General features: G+C 62.7%; 13 protein-coding genes and 1 pseudogene. 9 read left to right on the top strand and 5 right to left on the bottom strand.

The genetic code is table 11. The features are described 5' to 3' along the window. The 4 genes and pseudogenes from A1WC_RS15540 (at position 1) to A1WC_RS15555 (ending at position 4,614) form a co-directional block, all read left to right on the top strand. On the top strand, positions 1–1,179 hold the full coding sequence (locus A1WC_RS15540; protein ID WP_016160752.1) for an ABC transporter substrate-binding protein: 1,179 nt from the start codon (positions 1–3) through the stop codon (positions 1,177–1,179). Next, a pseudogene (locus A1WC_RS15545) lies at positions 1,152–2,569 on the top strand (thiamine ABC transporter permease). The gene A1WC_RS15540 and the pseudogene A1WC_RS15545 overlap by 28 nt, the downstream one beginning before the upstream one ends. Next, entirely contained in the window at positions 2,569–3,201 is a 633-nt protein-coding gene (locus A1WC_RS15550) for an ATP-binding cassette domain-containing protein (RefSeq protein ID WP_016160750.1), read from the top strand. Before A1WC_RS15545 ends, A1WC_RS15550 begins: the two are co-directional and overlap by 1 nt. A 93-nt stretch (positions 3,202–3,294) precedes the next feature. Further along, positions 3,295–4,614, top strand: coding sequence for a sulfurtransferase (locus tag A1WC_RS15555; protein WP_016160749.1), 1,320 nt, complete (start codon positions 3,295–3,297; stop codon positions 4,612–4,614). 49 nt (positions 4,615–4,663) lie between these two features. Here A1WC_RS15555 and A1WC_RS15560 read toward each other — a convergent pair whose 3' ends face one another. Beyond that, positions 4,664–5,278, bottom strand: coding sequence for a CDP-alcohol phosphatidyltransferase family protein (locus tag A1WC_RS15560; RefSeq protein ID WP_016160748.1), 615 nt, complete (start codon positions 5,276–5,278; stop codon positions 4,664–4,666). 86 nt (positions 5,279–5,364) lie between these two features. Here A1WC_RS15560 and A1WC_RS15565 point away from each other — a divergent pair, with 86 nt between their 5' ends. Then, positions 5,365–5,775: a pyrimidine (deoxy)nucleoside triphosphate diphosphatase gene (locus A1WC_RS15565; protein ID WP_016160747.1), complete on the top strand. Its 411-nt coding sequence runs from the start codon at positions 5,365–5,367 to the stop codon at positions 5,773–5,775. Positions 5,776–5,957: 182 nt separating this feature from the next. Continuing rightward, positions 5,958–7,301, top strand: coding sequence for an NADP-specific glutamate dehydrogenase (gdhA, locus tag A1WC_RS15570; protein WP_004176526.1), 1,344 nt, complete (start codon positions 5,958–5,960; stop codon positions 7,299–7,301). Positions 7,302–7,343: 42 nt separating this feature from the next. On the opposite strand, the gene A1WC_RS15575 is transcribed toward gdhA, so the two are convergent. The 3 genes from A1WC_RS15575 to selD all read right to left on the bottom strand — a co-directional run bounded on the left by A1WC_RS15575 (position 7,344) and on the right by selD (position 11,490). Beyond that, entirely contained in the window at positions 7,344–8,324 is a 981-nt protein-coding gene (locus tag A1WC_RS15575) for an NAD(P)H-quinone oxidoreductase (protein WP_016160746.1), read from the bottom strand. A 171-nt stretch (positions 8,325–8,495) separates the two neighbouring features. Beyond that, positions 8,496–10,442, bottom strand: coding sequence for a DNA topoisomerase III (locus A1WC_RS15580; protein ID WP_016160745.1), 1,947 nt, complete (start codon positions 10,440–10,442; stop codon positions 8,496–8,498). A gap of 4 nt (positions 10,443–10,446) precedes the next feature. Beyond that, positions 10,447–11,490 (bottom strand): selenide, water dikinase SelD, encoded by a 1,044-nt coding sequence (selD, locus tag A1WC_RS15585; protein ID WP_012542093.1) that lies wholly within the window; start codon positions 11,488–11,490, stop codon positions 10,447–10,449. Positions 11,491–11,715: 225 nt separating this feature from the next. Between selD and phoC the strand changes: the two genes are divergently transcribed. After that, positions 11,716–12,462 (top strand): acid phosphatase PhoC, encoded by a 747-nt coding sequence (phoC, locus tag A1WC_RS15590; RefSeq protein ID WP_016160744.1) that lies wholly within the window; start codon positions 11,716–11,718, stop codon positions 12,460–12,462. 594 nt (positions 12,463–13,056) lie between these two features. Here the strand turns inward: phoC and A1WC_RS15595 are convergent. Then, complete coding sequence (locus tag A1WC_RS15595) at positions 13,057–13,608, bottom strand: NAD(P)H nitroreductase (RefSeq protein WP_008807622.1); 552 nt, start codon at positions 13,606–13,608, stop codon at positions 13,057–13,059. 165 nt (positions 13,609–13,773) lie between these two features. Between A1WC_RS15595 and sppA the strand changes: the two genes are divergently transcribed. Then, positions 13,774–15,627, top strand: coding sequence for a signal peptide peptidase SppA (sppA, locus tag A1WC_RS15600; RefSeq protein ID WP_008807623.1), 1,854 nt, complete (start codon positions 13,774–13,776; stop codon positions 15,625–15,627). Positions 15,628–15,765: 138 nt separating this feature from the next. After that, positions 15,766–16,785 carry an asparaginase gene (gene ansA / locus A1WC_RS15605; protein ID WP_008807624.1) on the top strand — a complete coding sequence of 340 codons (1,020 nt, stop codon included), beginning with the start codon at positions 15,766–15,768 and terminating at the stop codon, positions 16,783–16,785. Positions 16,786–16,789: the final 4 nt, after the last annotated feature.

Genomic DNA, 16,789 nt, shown 5'->3' with positions numbered 1-16,789 from the left:
ATGCGCCGTTTGCGTGATTTCAGCCTCTGTCTGTGCCTGCTGCTGCTCTGGCCGCTGGCGGTTAATGCCAACGACAGCTGGCGGCAGATCCAAACGGAAGCCCGCGGGCAGACCGTCTGGTTTAACGCCTGGGGCGGGGACCCGGCCGTCAACCGCTATCTGGCGTGGGTCAGCGAGGAGGTCAAACGCCACTACGCGATCGACCTGCATATTGTCCCCATCGCCGACGCCGCCGACGCAGTGAAACGCATCCAGAGCGAGGCGCAGGCCGGCCGTCGCCGGGGCGGGTCGGTGGATCTGCTGTGGATCAACGGCGAAAACTTTCGCACGCTTAAGCAGGCCAACCTGCTGCTCACCGGCTGGGCCGAATCACTGCCCAACTGGCGCTTTGTCGATCTGCAAAAGCCGGTTCGGGAGGACTTTTCTGTCGCCACCGACGGTACGGAGTCGCCGTGGGGCAGCGCCCAGCTGACGTTTATCGCCCGCCGCGGGCAAACGCCGCAGCCACCCACCAGCCCGCAGGCGCTGCTGGCCTTCGCCAGGGCCCATCCCGGCAGCGTGACCTACCCGCGGCCGCCGGACTTCACCGGCACCGCCCTGCTGGAGCAACTGCTGATCGCCCTCACCGACCAGCCGGCCGCCCTGCGCCAGCCGCCGCAGACGGCGACCTTCGCGGCGGTCACGGCCCCGCTGTGGCGCTATCTCGATGCGCTGCACCCGGCCCTGTGGCGGGCGGGCAAGGATTTCCCGGCGTCGCCGGCACGGATGGATACCATGCTCAACAATGGCACCCTCCGCTTATCACTCACGTTTAACCCGCTGCACGCCCGGCAGAAAGCCGCCAGCGGCGAATTACCGACGGACAGCTACAGCTTCGGCTTCACCGCGGGGACCCTCGGTAACGTCCATTTCGTTACCATCCCGGCTAACGCCCGCGCCGTCGCTGGCGCCAAAGTGGTGGCCAATTTCCTGCTCTCGCCTGAAGCGCAGCTGCGCAAGGCCGATGCCGCCGTCTGGGGCGATCCGAGCGTACTGGACCCGCAGCGTCTGCCTGACGGCCAGCGTCAGGCGCTGGCGGCTACCGTGCCGCAGGATCTACCGCCGGTGCTTGCCGAGCCGCACGCGGCATGGGTTGACGCGCTGGAGCAGGAATGGCTGCGCCGCTACGGTACCCACTGATCCTGCTGGCCTGGGGGACGATGGCGGCGATCTATCTGCCGTTGCTCCCCGCCGCCGGGGAACTGGTGGGCGCTGCGCGCTCCCCGGCCCACTGGCGGGCGCTGTTCGCCGACCCGCAGCTGGGCCAGGCGCTGGCCGCCACGCTCGTCTCGACGCTGCTGTCCGTCGGCGGCGCGCTGCTGATCGCCCTGACCGTCGTCGCTGCCCTCTGGCCCTCGCTCCGCTGGCGGCGACTGGCTTCCCGTCTGCCGCTGCTGCTGGCGGTACCCCATCTTGCCCTGGCGACGGCGGCGCTGCTGCTGTTCGCCGAAGGGGGTTGGATCTGGCAGTGGCTGCCGCTTCTGACGCCGCCGGTCGACCGGTATGGCATCGGGCTTGGCCTGACGATGGCCCTGAAAGAGAGCGCCTTTGTGCTGTGGGTGATCTATGGCCTGCTGGGGGAGAAACGCCTCGCCGACCAGGCGACCGCGCTGAAGAGCCTCGGCTACGGCCGCTGGCAGTGCCTGCGCTGGCTGGTGCTGCCCGCCCTGCTGCCCGCCCTCGGCATGGTGCTGCTGGCCGCCACCGCCTGGAGTCTGTCGGCGGTCGATGTCGCCCTGGTGCTGGGGCCCGGCAATCCGCCCACTCTCGCCGTGCTGGCGTGGCAGTGGTTAAGCCAGGGCGATGACCTGCAGCAGGCCAAAGGGGCGCTGGCCAGCCTGTTACTGATGACGATCCTCGGCGGGCTGGCGCTGGTGGCCTGGGGAGGGTGGCGGATACAGCGCCAGTACCAGCCCAATCTGCGCGGTATTCGTCACCCTCATCCTCATGCCCTGCCCGGCCGCCTGCTGGCGGCGCTGCTGCCGCTGAGCGGTCTGCTGGGCGCGCTATTGCTGGCGGGGCTGGCGCGCTCAGCGCCACCGCAGATGGATGCCCTCGGCAACAGCCTTGGCCTGGCGCTGGCGGCCTGCGCCCTCGGCGCGGCTGTCTGCCTGCTGTGGCTGGCCTGCGGCCCGACGCGGGGAGATGGCTGGGTCTGGCTGCCGCTGGTCCTCCCGGCCCTGCCGCTGGCCGCTGGCCAGTACCGGCTGGCGCTGTACGCCTGGCTAGACGGCGAATGGTGGACCGTTCTGTGGGGCCATCTGCTGTGGGTGGTGCCATGGATGCTGTTTATTTTGCGCCCGGCCTGGCGCCAGCGCGACCCGCGGATGGCGATTATCGCCCGCACGCTCGGCTGGGGGCAGGCCGTATCCCGACGCTCACCAGTCAGGCGGTGGCGCTCAGCAGCGGCGGCGAGGTGCAGACGCTCGCCGCCCAGGCGCTGTGGCAATTACTGCTGCCGGCGGTATGCTTTACCCTGACGGCCCTTCTCGCCTGGCTGGCGGGCCGCTATCGACGAGGACTTCGCTAGTGCTAACCGTAAACCATCTGACCCTGAGCGTGAAACGTCAGCCGCTGCTGCGGGAGGTCGCCTTTTCGGTGGCGCCTGGAGAAGTGCTGACGCTGATGGGCCCCTCCGGTAGCGGAAAATCGACGCTGTTTGCCTGGATGATTGGCGCCCTGGCCGGCGACCTCCGCGCCGAGGGCGAGCTGTGGCTCAATGGACGTCGCTGCGATACGCTGCCGACGGAGCATCGACGCATCGGCATCCTGTTTCAGGACCCGTTACTGTTCGACCATTTCAGCGTCGGGCAAAATTTACAGCTGGCGCTGCCGGAGAGTGTGCGCGGCGAGGCGCGAAAAGCCGCAGTGGAGCAAGCGCTCAGCCGCGCCGGGCTGCATGGCTTCGCCCCACGCGACCCGGCCACGCTCTCCGGCGGGCAGCGGGCGCGGGTGAGCCTGCTGCGCGCCCTGCTGGCGCGCCCCGAGGCGCTGCTGCTCGATGAACCCTTCAGCCGTCTGGATGCCACCCTGCGCGCCGCGTTCCGCCGCTGGGTTTTTGAGGAACTGGCCCGCCAGGCCATTCCGGCGATCCTGGTGACCCACGATCGCGAGGACGGTCCGCCGGCGGGACGCTGCCTGGCGATGGAGACCTGGCAATGAAGAGCAATAGCGTGCAAACCTGCGTTACCGCAAAGAAATCGGCGCCTGGCGAGCGGAGAATACGCCCTCCACTTTTTACCGTCGGGCATTTCGATGAAACGTGTTTCTCAATTGACCGCACTCGCCCTGCTTATGGGGCTTGCTGCTTCCACCACCTGCGCCGCTGAAACCATGCCAGCGCTCACTCTCTCCCACCTGCAACAGCAGCACGGCGTGGCCATTGACACCCGCCTGAGCGCTTATTACAACGGCTGGCCTCAGCGCGCCAACGGCCCCGAAGGTCATGAGCCGCAGGCCCTGAATCTTTCCGCCCGCTGGCTCGGCGCCATGAGCGACGATCAGCTCCGCGCCTGGGCTAAGCAGCACCAGATCCAGCCAGATACCCCCGTCGCGCTGTACGGCAACCCGGAAGATAATGCCAGCGTCGCGGCGCGGCTGAAACAAGCGGGCTTCACCCGGCTCAGCACCCTGAGCGATGCGCTGAGCCAGACCGACCGCCTGCAAAAGCTGCCGCACTTTGAACAGCTGGTCTACCCCCAGTGGCTGCACGACCTGCAGCAGGGAAAACGCGTAGCCGCCGCCCCGACCGGCGACTGGAAAGTGTTCGAAGCCGCCTGGGGAGCGCCGAAACTCTATCTGCTGAGCCATATCCCTGGCGCGGGCTATATCGATACCAATGAGGTGGAAAGCGAACCGCTGTGGAATAAAGTGTCCGACGCACAGCTGAAAGCGATGCTGGCGAAGCACGGCATCCGGCATGACACCACGGTGATCCTCTACGGTCGCGACGTCTACGCCGCAGCGCGGGTGGCGCAGATCATGCTGTACGCCGGGGTCAAAGACGTGCGCCTGCTTGACGGCGGCTGGCAGACCTGGTCCGACGCCGGGCTGCCGGTCGAGCGCGGCATGCCGCCGGCGCAGCAGCCGGCGCAGCAGCCGGCGCAGGACTTCGGCGCGCCGATCCCCGGCCAGCCGCAGCTGATGCTGGATACCGAACAAGCCCGCGGGCTGCTGCATCGTCAGGACGCCTCGCTGGTCAGCGTCCGCTCGTGGCCGGAGTTTATCGGCACCACCAGCGGCTACAGCTATATCAAGCCGAAGGGTGACATCGCTGGCGCCCGCTGGGGCCACGCCGGGAGCGACTCCACGCACATGGAAGACTTCCATAACCCGGACGGCACCATGCGCAGCGCTGACGATATCGCTACGCTGTGGCGCCAGTGGAACATTCTGCCGAGCCAGCAGGTGGCGTTCTATTGCGGGACCGGCTGGCGGGCCTCGGAAACCTTTATGTATGCCCGCGCCATGGGCTGGCCGCACGTCGCGGTGTACGACGGCGGCTGGTACGAATGGAGCAGCAACCCGCACAATCCGGTCGCCCGCGGAGCGCGCGGCCCGGAAAGCAGTCAGTAACACGCCCCACCAGTGCGTCGCCCCCAGCCAGCGACGCGCGCTTTCCCGCTCACACCACCCGCTTTAAGGTCTGGTAGCCACTGCAGATGCGCGTCGCCGTCGTCAGCCAGCACAGCGCGCCAAACAGCCACGCCAGCCAGGCGAAATGCGCCGGAAACAGGCAGCCGAGGACAAACAACAGGATGGTCTCCGTCCCCTCCGTCAGGCCCCCAAGATAGTACAGCGATTTATGGGCGTAGCCGGGATTGGCGATCTGATGCCTGGCCGCCAGTGCGGCAAAAGCGAGAAAGCTGCTGCCGGTGCCGATAAAGGCAAACAGCAGCCAGGCCCCCGCCAGGGCATTGTTCAGCGGATCCGCCAGAATAAAGCCGAACGGCACCAGGGCGTAGAAGAGAAAATCCAGCGCAATATCGAGAAAACCGCCGGCGTCGCTGAGCCCGCGCCGCCGCGCCAGGGCGCCATCCAGACCATCCAGCAGGCGGTTGAGGAGAATAGCGACCAGCGCCGCGCTATACCACCCCAGCGCCAGAAAGGGTAGAGCCAGCACGCCGATGGCAAAACCGAGGAGCGTCAGCCCGTCCGGTGAAATACCCGGGCGGTCAAGCGCGCCGGCGACAGCATTAAGCAGGGGTTTGAGGCGCGGATGCAGGTGGCTATCAAGCACGGAGGTCTCCAGCAGGGTTGGCGGTTGTCAGTCAAGGTCTATGGCGGTGATAATAGGCCAGATTCGTCTTATTCACCTTGATGCTTATGCTAAAAATGATTGATGTTGTCGCAGCCATTATTGAACAGGATGGCCAGATTCTGCTGGCGCAGCGTCCGCCCCACGCCGACCAGCCGGGGATGTGGGAGTTCGCTGGCGGCAAAGTGGAGCCTGGTGAAAGCCAGCCGCAGGCGCTGGCCCGCGAGCTACAGGAGGAGATGGGCATCATCGCCCACCCGGCATGCTATATCGCCAGCCATCAGCGGGAAGTCTCCGGCCGCCAGATCCATCTGCACGCCTGGTGGGTGCCGCACTTTCAGGGCATACCGCTGGCCCACTATCACACTCAGCTGCGCTGGTGCCTGCCCGCTGACGCCTTAACCCTCGATCTCGCCCCGGCCGATATTCCTCTGCTGCATGCCTTTATCGCCCAGCGCCCGACCCTTTCCGGCCGCTGATCCGCCCGCCGCCTCGTCATCGTTTTTAGTTATGACGGGCGGACAATTATAAATTTTGTTGTCGGCTTAATTTTTCCTTGCTTGCCTAAGGATTAGCGGTGTTATAGTCGGAAAATCGGTTTTTTCAAGGACCGAATCATAATAAATACATGCAACCACAACCATAAGGGGAACTTATATCTATGGATCAGACGTGCACTCTGGAAGGCTTTCTCACCCGCGTTCAACAGCGCGATCCTCATCAAACCGAATTTGCTCAAGCCGTCCGGGAGGTGATGACCACCCTGTGGCCTTTCCTTGAGGAAAATCCGCGCTATCGTCAGCTTGCTTTGCTGGAACGTCTGGTGGAACCGGAGCGCGTGATCCAGTTCCGCGTGGTGTGGGTGGATGACCGCAATCAGGTCCAGGTCAACCGCGCGTGGCGCGTGCAGTTCAACTCGGCCATCGGCCCGTATAAAGGCGGGATGCGTTTCCACCCGTCGGTTAACCTGTCGATTCTCAAATTCCTTGGCTTCGAGCAGACCTTCAAAAACGCCCTGACCACCCTGCCGATGGGCGGCGGGAAAGGCGGCAGCGATTTCGATCCTAAAGGCAAGAGCGATGGCGAAGTGATGCGCTTCTGCCAGGCGCTGATGACCGAGCTCTATCGCCACCTTGGCCCGGATACCGACGTACCGGCGGGCGATATCGGCGTCGGCGGCCGCGAAGTCGGCTTTATGGCCGGGATGATGCGCAAGCTCTCCAACAACAGCGCCTGCGTCTTCACCGGTAAAGGCCTCTCCTTTGGCGGCAGCCTGATCCGTCCGGAAGCCACCGGTTACGGTCTGATCTACTTCACCGAAGCGATGCTCAAACGTCACGGCCTCGGCTTCGAAGGCGCTCGCGTGGCGGTTTCCGGCTCCGGCAACGTCGCGCAATACGCCATTGAGAAAGCGATGGAGCTTGGCGCGCGGGTGGTCACCGCCTCCGACTCCAACGGCACCGTCGTTGACGAAGCGGGCTTCACCAAAGAAAAACTGGCCCGCCTGATCGACATTAAAGAGCGTGCCCATGGCCGCGTGGCCGACTACGCCCGCGAATTTGGCCTCACCTATCTTGAAGGCCAGCAGCCGTGGTCAGTGCCGGTGGATATCGCCCTGCCTTGCGCGACCCAGAACGAACTGGACGTCGATGCCGCCCGCCAGCTGATTGCCAATGGCGTGAAGGCCGTGGCGGAAGGCGCCAACATGCCGACCACCATCGCCGCAACCGACCTGTTCCTGGAAGCTGGCGTGCTGTTTGCCCCGGGCAAAGCGGCCAACGCCGGCGGCGTGGCGACTTCCGGTCTGGAGATGGCGCAGAACGCCGCGCGCATGGGCTGGAAAGCGGAAAAAGTGGATGCCCGTCTGCATCACATCATGCTGGATATCCACCACGCTTGCGTGCAGTACGGCGGCGAAGCGAAGCAGACCAACTACGTGCGCGGTGCGAATATCGCCGGTTTCGTGAAAGTCGCGGATGCCATGCTGGCCCAGGGCGTGATTTAACCTCCCCTGACGCATCCCGGCGGCTGCCCGCCGGGATGCGTCTCACGACGTCATCGTGATCACCACTTTCCCCAGATGCTGACCACTGTCCAGACAAGCATGGGCCTCGGCAACCTCCGCCATCGGGTAGCTGGCGTAGATCATCGGCTTGCATTTCCCTGCCTCAAGCAGCGGCCAGACGTGGCGCCGCAGCGCCTCGGCAATCTCCTGTTTCTCCGCCGCCGTCCGGCCGCGCATGGTTGAGCCGGTGACGGTGGCTCGTTTGAGCATCAGGGTCTGAATATCAACCTCATGAGCGATTCGTCCGCCCATAAAGCCGATGATCACCAGCCGTCCATCCTTTTTCAGTAGTCCAAGGTTGCGGTTAAAGTAAGGGCCGCCAACGATATCCAGAACGACATCCACGCCTTCATCGTGGGTCAGCTGGCCGATTTTTTCCGCAAAATCATCGGTTTTGTAGTTAATCGCCGTAGCATAGGGACGTAGGGCAGCGATTTTTTCGTCCTGGCCAACGGTGGCATAGACGGTCATCCCCAGCGCGTGGCACAGCAGGACCGCGGTGGTGCCAATCCCGCTGGCGCCGCCGTGGATCAGGATGCTTTCGCCAGGCTGCAGCTTACCCAGCTGGAAGACATTCGCCCAGACGGTGAAGAACGTTTCCGGAATGGCGGCCGCTTCGCTAAAGCTGAGGCCCGCCGGGATCGGCAGCGTCTGGCCTGCCGGCACGGCGCAGTATTCGGCATAGCCGCCGCCGTTGGTGAGCGCACAAACGCGATCGCCGGGCGCAAACGCTGTGACCTGCGCGCCGACCTCAACCACAACGCCCGCCACCTCCAGGCCAGGTACGGGGGTGACGCCCTTGGGCATAGGGTACAGCCCCTGGCGCTGCAGGATATCCGGCCGGTTGACGCCGGCGGCCTTCACCTCAATGAGCACCTCATTCTCCCCAATAGCAGGGATTTCTCCTTCGCGGATCTGCAATACCTCAGGGCCGCCCGGTTGGCTAATAGCGATATATTTCACGGGTCCTCCTTATCGCCGGTGAGAGAAATGAGCAACATTATCGGCAAGCGCGAAGACGCATTCAGGGGGGAAAGTCGTCAAGCCCTGCCCGGCTGTTTAGTGTAGACCATTGACCTGGCTGGCGGAGAAGCGGTGGCCGCGGGGATTCGCATCCTCGCGACCACCGGCGGGTTACTGCGGCGGCGGCGCAGCATCGTCTGCCGCTTTTTTCCCTTTCGGCTTGCCTTTACCTTTAGTGAACGGTTTTTTCGCCCCGGCTGGCGCGGCCAGGCCGCGGAACTGACGCACCGGCGTGCTCCGCGCCTGATCGATCAGCTGGAACAGCGTCCCCACCAGCGGCTGCATAAAGTCCTGATAGCGGCACTGCTTTTCGCTGATCTGCGTCAGGACCGATTCCCAGTGGGCGGTCATATCCGGACGCGCGGCCATCTCCGGCAGGGAGTGAATCAGCGCCCGGCCAGCGTCCGAGGAGTGGATATAACGCCCCTTTTTGGTCAGGAAACCGCGCTTGAACAGCAGCTCGATAATCCCGGCGCGGGTCGCTTCTGTGCCGAGACCGTCGGTGGCGCGTAGGATCTTCTTCAGATCTTTATCCTGCACGAAACGGGCAATCCCGGTCATCGCCGACAGCAGCGTGGCGTCGGTAAAGTGGCGCGGCGGCTGCGTCTGACGCTCCACCACTTCGCCCTTCTCGCACAGCAGTTCATCGTCTTTGGCCACCACCGGCAGCGGCGTGCCGTCGTTCTCTTCATCGCGCTCTTTGCTGCCCAGCAGCGTCCGCCAGCCAGCCTCTGCCAGAAAACGCGCCTTGGCGACAAACTTGCCGTTGGCGATCTCGAGGTCAATCTGGCATTTGCGGAACACCGCGTCCGGGCAGAACTGCATCAGATACTGCCGGGCGATCAGGTGGTAGACCTTCGCTTCGTTATCGGTGAGCTTGACCTGGCTGCTGCGGGCGGTCGGGATAATCGCATGGTGCGCATCGACCTTTTTATCATCCCAGCAGCGGTTGCGGATCTCCGGATCCATCACCGGCTGCGGCAGCAGGTCCGCCGCATGGACGGCAATCGCATTCAGCACCGCATGACGGCCGGCGAAGTGCTCTTCCGGCAGGTAGCGGCTATCCGAACGCGGGTAGGTAATGAGCTTGTGGGTTTCGTACAGCTTCTGGCAGATATCCAGCACGTTTTGCGCGCTGAAGCCGAAACGTTTGGCCGCCTCAATCTGTAGCGCCGACAGCGAGAACGGCAGCGGCGCGGGTTCGGAATCGCGCTTATCGTTATAGCCGGTCACCAGCGCCGGCTGGCCTTCGATGCGCTTAACCACGTGCTCAGCCAGTGGACGATGCAGCAGACGCCCTTCTTCATCCTGATAAGGTTCGCAGGCTTCGCTTGGCACCCAGGTGGCGACAAAACGTTCCTCCTGCGGCGTGACGATATGCGCCTTCACGTCGAAGAAGTCTTTGGCGACGAAGTTTTCAATCTCTTCATCACGGCGAACCACCAGGCCAAGTACCGGGGTCTGCACCCGCCCCACGGACAGTACCCCCTGATAGCCGGCGTTGCGCCCCAGCAGAGTATAGGCGCGGGTCATATTGATGCCGTACAGCCAGTCGGCACGCGCCCGCGCCAGCGCCGACACGCAGAGCGGCACGAACTCGCTGTTGGCGCGCAGGCGATTGATCGCCCGCTCCACCGCCTGCGGGTTGAGATCGTTAATCAGACAGCGCTGCACCTGCTGACGCTTCTCCGGTGCCAGCTGCAGGTAATCGAGTACTTCGTCCACCAACAGCTGCCCCTCACGGTCGGGGTCGCCGGCATGGATCACTTCCTGCGCCTCGCCAAGCAGACGCTTGATCACATTGAGCTGTTTGGTGACCGAGGGTTTGGGTTGTAGCTGCCATTTCTCCGGCACAATCGGCAGGTCGGTGAGATTCCAGCGGGCATAGCGGCTGTCATAGACGTCCGGCTGCGCCTGCTCCAGCAGATGGCCGATACACCAGGTGACCACCTGCCCGTTGCCGCACTCAATATAGCCATCGCCTTTGCGGTGCGGTTTAGGCAACACATCGGCGATAGCCCGACCGAGACTCGGTTTTTCCGCAATAAACAACCGCATCGAATCAACGGATCTCGATCATGGGTCGTCCGCCGCGGGCGGTGACCAGCTCGCCGATGGCGGCCAGCTTAATGCCGAACTCCGCCGCAGCGGCCTGGACTTCGGCTTCCGCTTCCGGAGTCACCGCCAGCAGCAGGCCGCCGGAGGTCTGCGGATCGCACAGCAGGTCCCGCCACTCCGCCGGCATCTCGCCCATCAGATGGCCGTAGCTGGCAAAGTTGCGCCCGGTGCCGCCCGGCACCGCGCCGGCGGCAATATAGCCTTCCACCCCCGGCAGTTTTGGGATATCGGCATAGCGCAGCTGCGCCTGCACGCCGGCCCCGCGGCACACCTCGCTAAGATGGCCGAGCAGGCCAAAGCCGGTGACGTCGGTCATCGCCTTCACTCCGTCGATGGCGGCAAACGCGGCGCCGGCGAGGTTCATCTGGCACATGGTCTCCGTCGCCAGTCCCTGATGCTCTGGCTTGAGCAGCGATTTTTTCTCCGCGGTGGTCAGCACACCGATCCCCAGCGGTTTGGTGAGATACAGTTTGCAGCCCGCCTGCGCAGTGCTGTTTTTCTTGATGCGCTCGGTGGGCACCACGCCGGTGACCGCCAGACCGAAGATCGGCTCCGGAGCGTCAATGGAATGGCCGCCTGCCAGCGCGATCCCGGCCTGCTGGCAGGCAAAGCGCCCGCCCTCCACCACTTCACGGGCAATTTCCGGCGCCAGGGTGTTGATCGGCCAGCCAAGGATGGCAATCGCCATAATCGGTTTCCCGCCCATGGCGAAAATATCGCTGATGGCGTTGGTGGCGGCGATACGGCCAAAGTCGAACGGATTATCGACGATCGGCATAAAGAAATCGGTGGTGCTAACGATTGACGTGCCGTTACCAAGATCGTAGACGGCGGCATCGTCGCTGGTTTCGTTGCCGACAAGCAGGTTCGGATCGACAAACTTCGCCTGCTCGCTATGCAGGATGGTTTCCAGCACCTTCGGGGAAATTTTACAACCACAACCGGCTCCGTGGCTGTATTGCGTTAAACGAATGGCTTGCTCGCTCATGGACATCTCCTGTCATTGCAATCCCGCTATGTTAGCGCCCAAACGCCAGGGTGGTAAGTACGACAGTCTGAAATCACGTATGGTTGCTCATTAAGCAGACAAAAAGCCGTTTTTGCGAGACACGGCAATTTTTTCCCGACCATTTTCACTTTTACTTAAAGATGACAGAAATGTGACAACACAGGACTGTCTTCTCTGGAATGATTATGACGTAAGGAAATTCTAATGAAAAAGCGTGTTCTTGCCCTTTGCCTGGCCAGTTTCTTCTCCGTTAACGCCTTTGCTCTGGTTCCCGCCGGGAACGATGTCACCACCAAGCCCGATCTCTACTATCTGACCAATGCCCAGGCCATCGACAGCCTGGCGCTGTTGCCACCGCCGCCGGCGGTGGGCAGTATCACGTTCTTAAACGATCAGGCGATGTATGAGCAGGGGCGTCTGCTGCGCAATACCGAGCGCGGGAAGCTGGCGGCAGAGGATGCCAACCTCAGCGCGGGCGGCGTGGCCAATGCCTTCTCCAGCGCCTTTGGTTCCCCAATCACCGAGAAAGACGCGCCTCAGCTCCACAAACTGCTGACCAATATGATTGAAGACGCCGGCGATCTGGCGACCCGCGGCGCGAAAGAGAAATACATGCGCATTCGCCCGTTTGCGTTCTATGGCGTCTCCACCTGCAACACCACCGAGCAGGACAAGCTGTCGAAAAACGGCTCTTACCCGTCCGGGCATACCTCTATCGGCTGGGCCACCGCCCTGGTGCTGGCGGAGATCAACCCGCAGCGGCAAAATGAAATTTTGAAGCGCGGCTATGAGCTCGGCGAGAGCCGGGTGATCTGCGGCTATCACTGGCAGAGCGATGTCGATGCGGCGCGCATCGTCGGCTCCGCGGTGGTCGCTACGCTGCACACCAACCCGGCCTTCCAGCAGCAGTTGCAGAAAGCCAAAGACGAATTCGCCAAAACGCAGAAGTAACGTCATCGCCCGGCGGCGCTGCGCTTGCGCGGCCAGCCGGACGGTTCCCTCTCCCTCCGGGAGAGGGCCAGGGTGAGGGGAAGCACTGCAGTGTGGTTGTTTATGTTATCGGTGGCTTCAGCGTAGTTTGCGCTCCCGGTTAATCGTCTGCGTTATGTCACTCATGGCGCAGGGAGCGCACAGGGGGCGGCCAGTCGCCGCCGCCCCCTGTACCCCCGGGCTCCGGCCAGCAACATCGCCACTGCGCGGTGCCTTCGACTTATCCCTGCAGGCTTCGGGTCGGGCCGAGGCAGCGTCCCTGCAAAACACGGCCCTCAGCCCGCATCCATGCGGGCTGCCCCGGCCTGCCGGGAACGTCTCAGCGATGTTGAGGCCGTCAGCACCGGCAGTTTCAGCAACAATGGTAAATAAATTAACGACAGGTCGTACGAACGTAGGCCGGGTCAGGCGCGAGCCGCCACCCGGCACAAAATCGGCTCCGTGCCCGCTGTCCTTGCCCGGCGGCGCTGCGCTTGCGCGGGCCTACAGACAGTCAGAGCCGGATGCGTTGGCCGGGTAAGGCGCCAGCCGCCACCCGGCATCACAAGCACCGACTCAGAAGCGCGTCACAAACGGCGCGGTATCCGGCAGGGCAATGGTGGTTGAGGCTTTTAGCTGCGGCGTCCCCAGATAGAGGAAGCCGACAATTTTATCCTGCTCGCGGCACGCGAAGCCGGCCCGCACCACCGGGCTCTCGGTCAATGCTCCGCTGCGCCAGATGCCATTGAATCCCTGGGCCAGGGCCGCCATCTGCATCGCCATCACCGCACAGCCAGCGGACATCTCCTGCTCCCAGCGCGGCACCTTCGGGTGGTCTTCACAGCGCGCGACTACGGTAATGATCAGCGGCGCGCGGAACGGCGCATTGCGGGCTTTCTCTATTCCCTTCTCATCCTGGCCGGCCTCTGTGGCCCCTTTTTCCAGCAGCTGGCTGAAGCGCTCGCGGCCGTCATCGGCGATAATAAAAAAGCGCCACGGCTGCAGGGTGCCATGATCCGGGGCGCGCAGCCCGGCGCGCAGAATGTTTTCCAGCTGTTCGCCAGCCGGGGCAGGTTCCGCCAGGCGAGAAGCGCTCCGGCGATTAAGCAGTAGATCGAGAGCATCCATCTGTATAACTCCTGTGATGTCATTTTTCATAAAATTAACATGCACAAGGATTTTGTTACAGCGTGGTCGGTGATTCCTGCTGACAACCGACGGCTCACTCTTTAGGATAGCCAGACGCGGCGGCCCCTGCGGCCTGCCCTTTTTAGATAACGTTAGGGAGAAGACATGCGAACCCTTTGGCGACTGATTGCCAGCTTTTTTAAATGGACGTGGCGGATACTCAACTTTATTCGCAAACTGGCTCTGAATGCGATCTTCCTGGTGCTGGTGCTGGTGTGTATCGGTATCTGGAGCCAGTTCAGCACCACTACCAGCGAACATGCCGCGCGCGGCGCGCTGTTGCTGGATATTACCGGCGTGGTGGTGGATAAACCTTCCGCCAGCAGCAAGCTCGGCGTAATTGGCCGCCAGCTGTTTGGCGCCAGCTCGGACCGTCTGCAGGAGAACTCTCTGTTCGATATCGTGCAGACCATTCGCCAGGCGAAAGATGACCGCAATATCACCGGTATTGTGCTGGATCTGAAAAACTTCGTTGGCGGCGATCAGCCGTCCATGCAGTACATCGGTAAAGCGCTGCGTGAGTTCCGCGACAGCGGCAAACCGGTCTATGCCGTCGGCAGCAGCTACAGCCAGGGCCAGTACTACCTGGCGAGCTTTGCCAACAAAATCTGGCTCTCACCGCAGGGCGAGGTTGACCTGCACGGCTTCGCCACCAATGGGCTGTACTACAAATCACTGCTGGATAAGCTGAAGGTCTCCACCCATGTCTTCCGCGTCGGCACCTATAAATCCGCCGTCGAGCCTTTCATTCGCGATGATATGTCCCCTGCCGCCCGCGAGGCGGACAGCCGCTGGATTGGCGAACTGTGGCAGAACTACCTCAACACCATTGCCGCCAACCGCCAGATCACCGCCCAGCAGCTATTCCCGGGCGCCCAGGGCATTATCGATGGCCTGCGTAAAGTGGGCGGCGATACGGCAAAATATGCGCTGGACAATAAGCTGGTGGATGAGCTGGCGACCTCCACGGAAGTGGAAAAGGCGCTGACCAAACAGTTTGGCTGGAGCAAAACGGATAACAATTACCGGGCGATCAGCTATTACGACTACAACGTGAAGACACCGTCTGACGAAGGTTCCGCCATTGCGGTGATCTTTGCCAACGGCGCCATCATGGATGGCGAGGAGACCCCGGGCAACGTTGGTGGCGATACCACGGCGGCGCAAATTCGCGATGCGCGCCTCGACCCGAAAATTAAGGCCATCGTTCTGCGCGTTAACAGCCCGGGCGGTAGCGTGACCGCCTCAGAAATTATCCGTGAAGAGCTGGCTGCAGCCAAAGCCGCCGGTAAACCGGTAGTGGTCTCGATGGGCGGCATGGCTGCATCTGGCGGCTACTGGATCTCCACCCCAGCGGATTACATCGTCGCGAACCCGAGCACCCTCACCGGCTCCATCGGCATCTTTGGCGTAATCAACACCGTGGAAAATACCCTCGGGTCGATTGGCGTCCATACCGACGGCGTCGCCACGTCGCCGCTGGCGGATGTCTCCAGCACCAAAGCGCTGCCGCCGGAAGTGCAGCAGCTGATGCAGTTGAGCATTGAGAATGGCTATCAGCGCTTTATCACCCTGGTGGCTAACGCCCGTAAGAGCACGCCGGAGAAAATCGACCAGATTGCCCAGGGACACGTCTGGACCGGGGAAGATGCCAAAGCCAACGGCCTGGTCGACAGCCTCGGCGACTTCGACGATGCGGTGGCTAAAGCCGCCGAGCTGGCGAAGCTGAAAACCTGGCACCTCAACTACTATCAGGAAGAGCCGACCTTCTTCTCGATGGTGCTGGATAGCCTGACCGGCTCGGTACGCGCCTCGCTGCCGGCGGCCATTCAGGCCTGGCTGCCTGCACCAGTCGCCGCGGCGGCCGAGACGGTGAAAGCGGAGAGCGACAAGCTGGCGGCGTTTAACGACCCGCAGAACCGCTATGCCTTTTGCCTGACCTGCGCCAACATCCGTTAGTACGCAGCGGCTGCCCCGTCTCCCGGGGCAGCCTTTTTCCCGCACCTGCCAGCGCCGCCACAAAGCGAGCGGCCAACACTGTATTTTTTCCCGCGTCTCTTTATACTGCGCCTGTCTACGACCAACCTAAGCGATGCTATGCAAAAAAAATCGATTTACGTTGCCTACACCGGTGGGACCATCGGTATGCAGCGCTCTGAACACGGCTATGTACCCGTTTCCGGCCATCTGCAGCGTCAGCTGGCGCTGATGCCTGAATTCCATCGTCCGGAGATGCCGGACTTCACGATCCATGAATACCATCCGCTGATGGATTCATCCGATATGACCCCCGAGGACTGGCAGCACATCGCCGACGATATCCGCAGCCATTACGATGAGTATGATGGCTTTGTGATCCTCCATGGTACCGACACCATGGCGTTTACCGCTTCGGCGCTGTCGTTCATGCTGGAAAACCTTGGCAAGCCGGTCATTGTGACAGGGTCACAAATCCCACTGGCCGAGCTGCGTTCTGATGGTCAGATTAACCTGCTCAACGCTCTCTACGTTGCCGCCAACTATCCGATTAACGAAGTAGCGCTGTTCTTCAACAATCGACTGTTTCGCGGCAACCGCACCACTAAAGCCCACGCCGACGGCTTCGACGCTTTCGCCTCGCCAAACCTCGCGCCGCTGCTGGAAGCCGGGATCCATATCCGCCGCCTCGGTACCCCGCCGGCGCCGCAGGGCCGCGGAGAGCTTATCGTGCACCCCATCACCCCGCAGCCGATTGGCGTGGTGACGATTTACCCCGGCATCTCCGCCGACGTGGTACGCAATTTCCTGCGCCAGCCGGTGAAAGCGCTGATCCTCCGCTCCTATGGCGTCGGCAATGCCCCACAGAATGGCGAGTTTATTCAGGTGCTGGCGGAAGCCAGCCAGCGCGGTATTGTGGTGGTCAATCTGACGCAGTGCATGTCCGGGAAAGTGAACATGGGCGGCTATGCCACCGGCAACGCCCTCGCCCAGGCGGGGGTCATCAGTGGTTTCGATATGACGGTGGAAGCGACGCTGACCAAGCTACACTATCTGCTTAGCCAGCAGCTGGATGTTGACGCCATTCGCGCGGCGATGCAGCAAAATCTGCGTGGCGAACTCACCCCCGACGAGGCTTAAGGAG

The sequence above is a fragment of the Klebsiella sp. KTE92 genome (assembly GCF_000398905.1).
Classification (GTDB): domain Bacteria; phylum Pseudomonadota; class Gammaproteobacteria; order Enterobacterales; family Enterobacteriaceae; genus Klebsiella; species Klebsiella variicola.
This window is presented reverse-complemented; position numbering and strand designations above follow the sequence as displayed.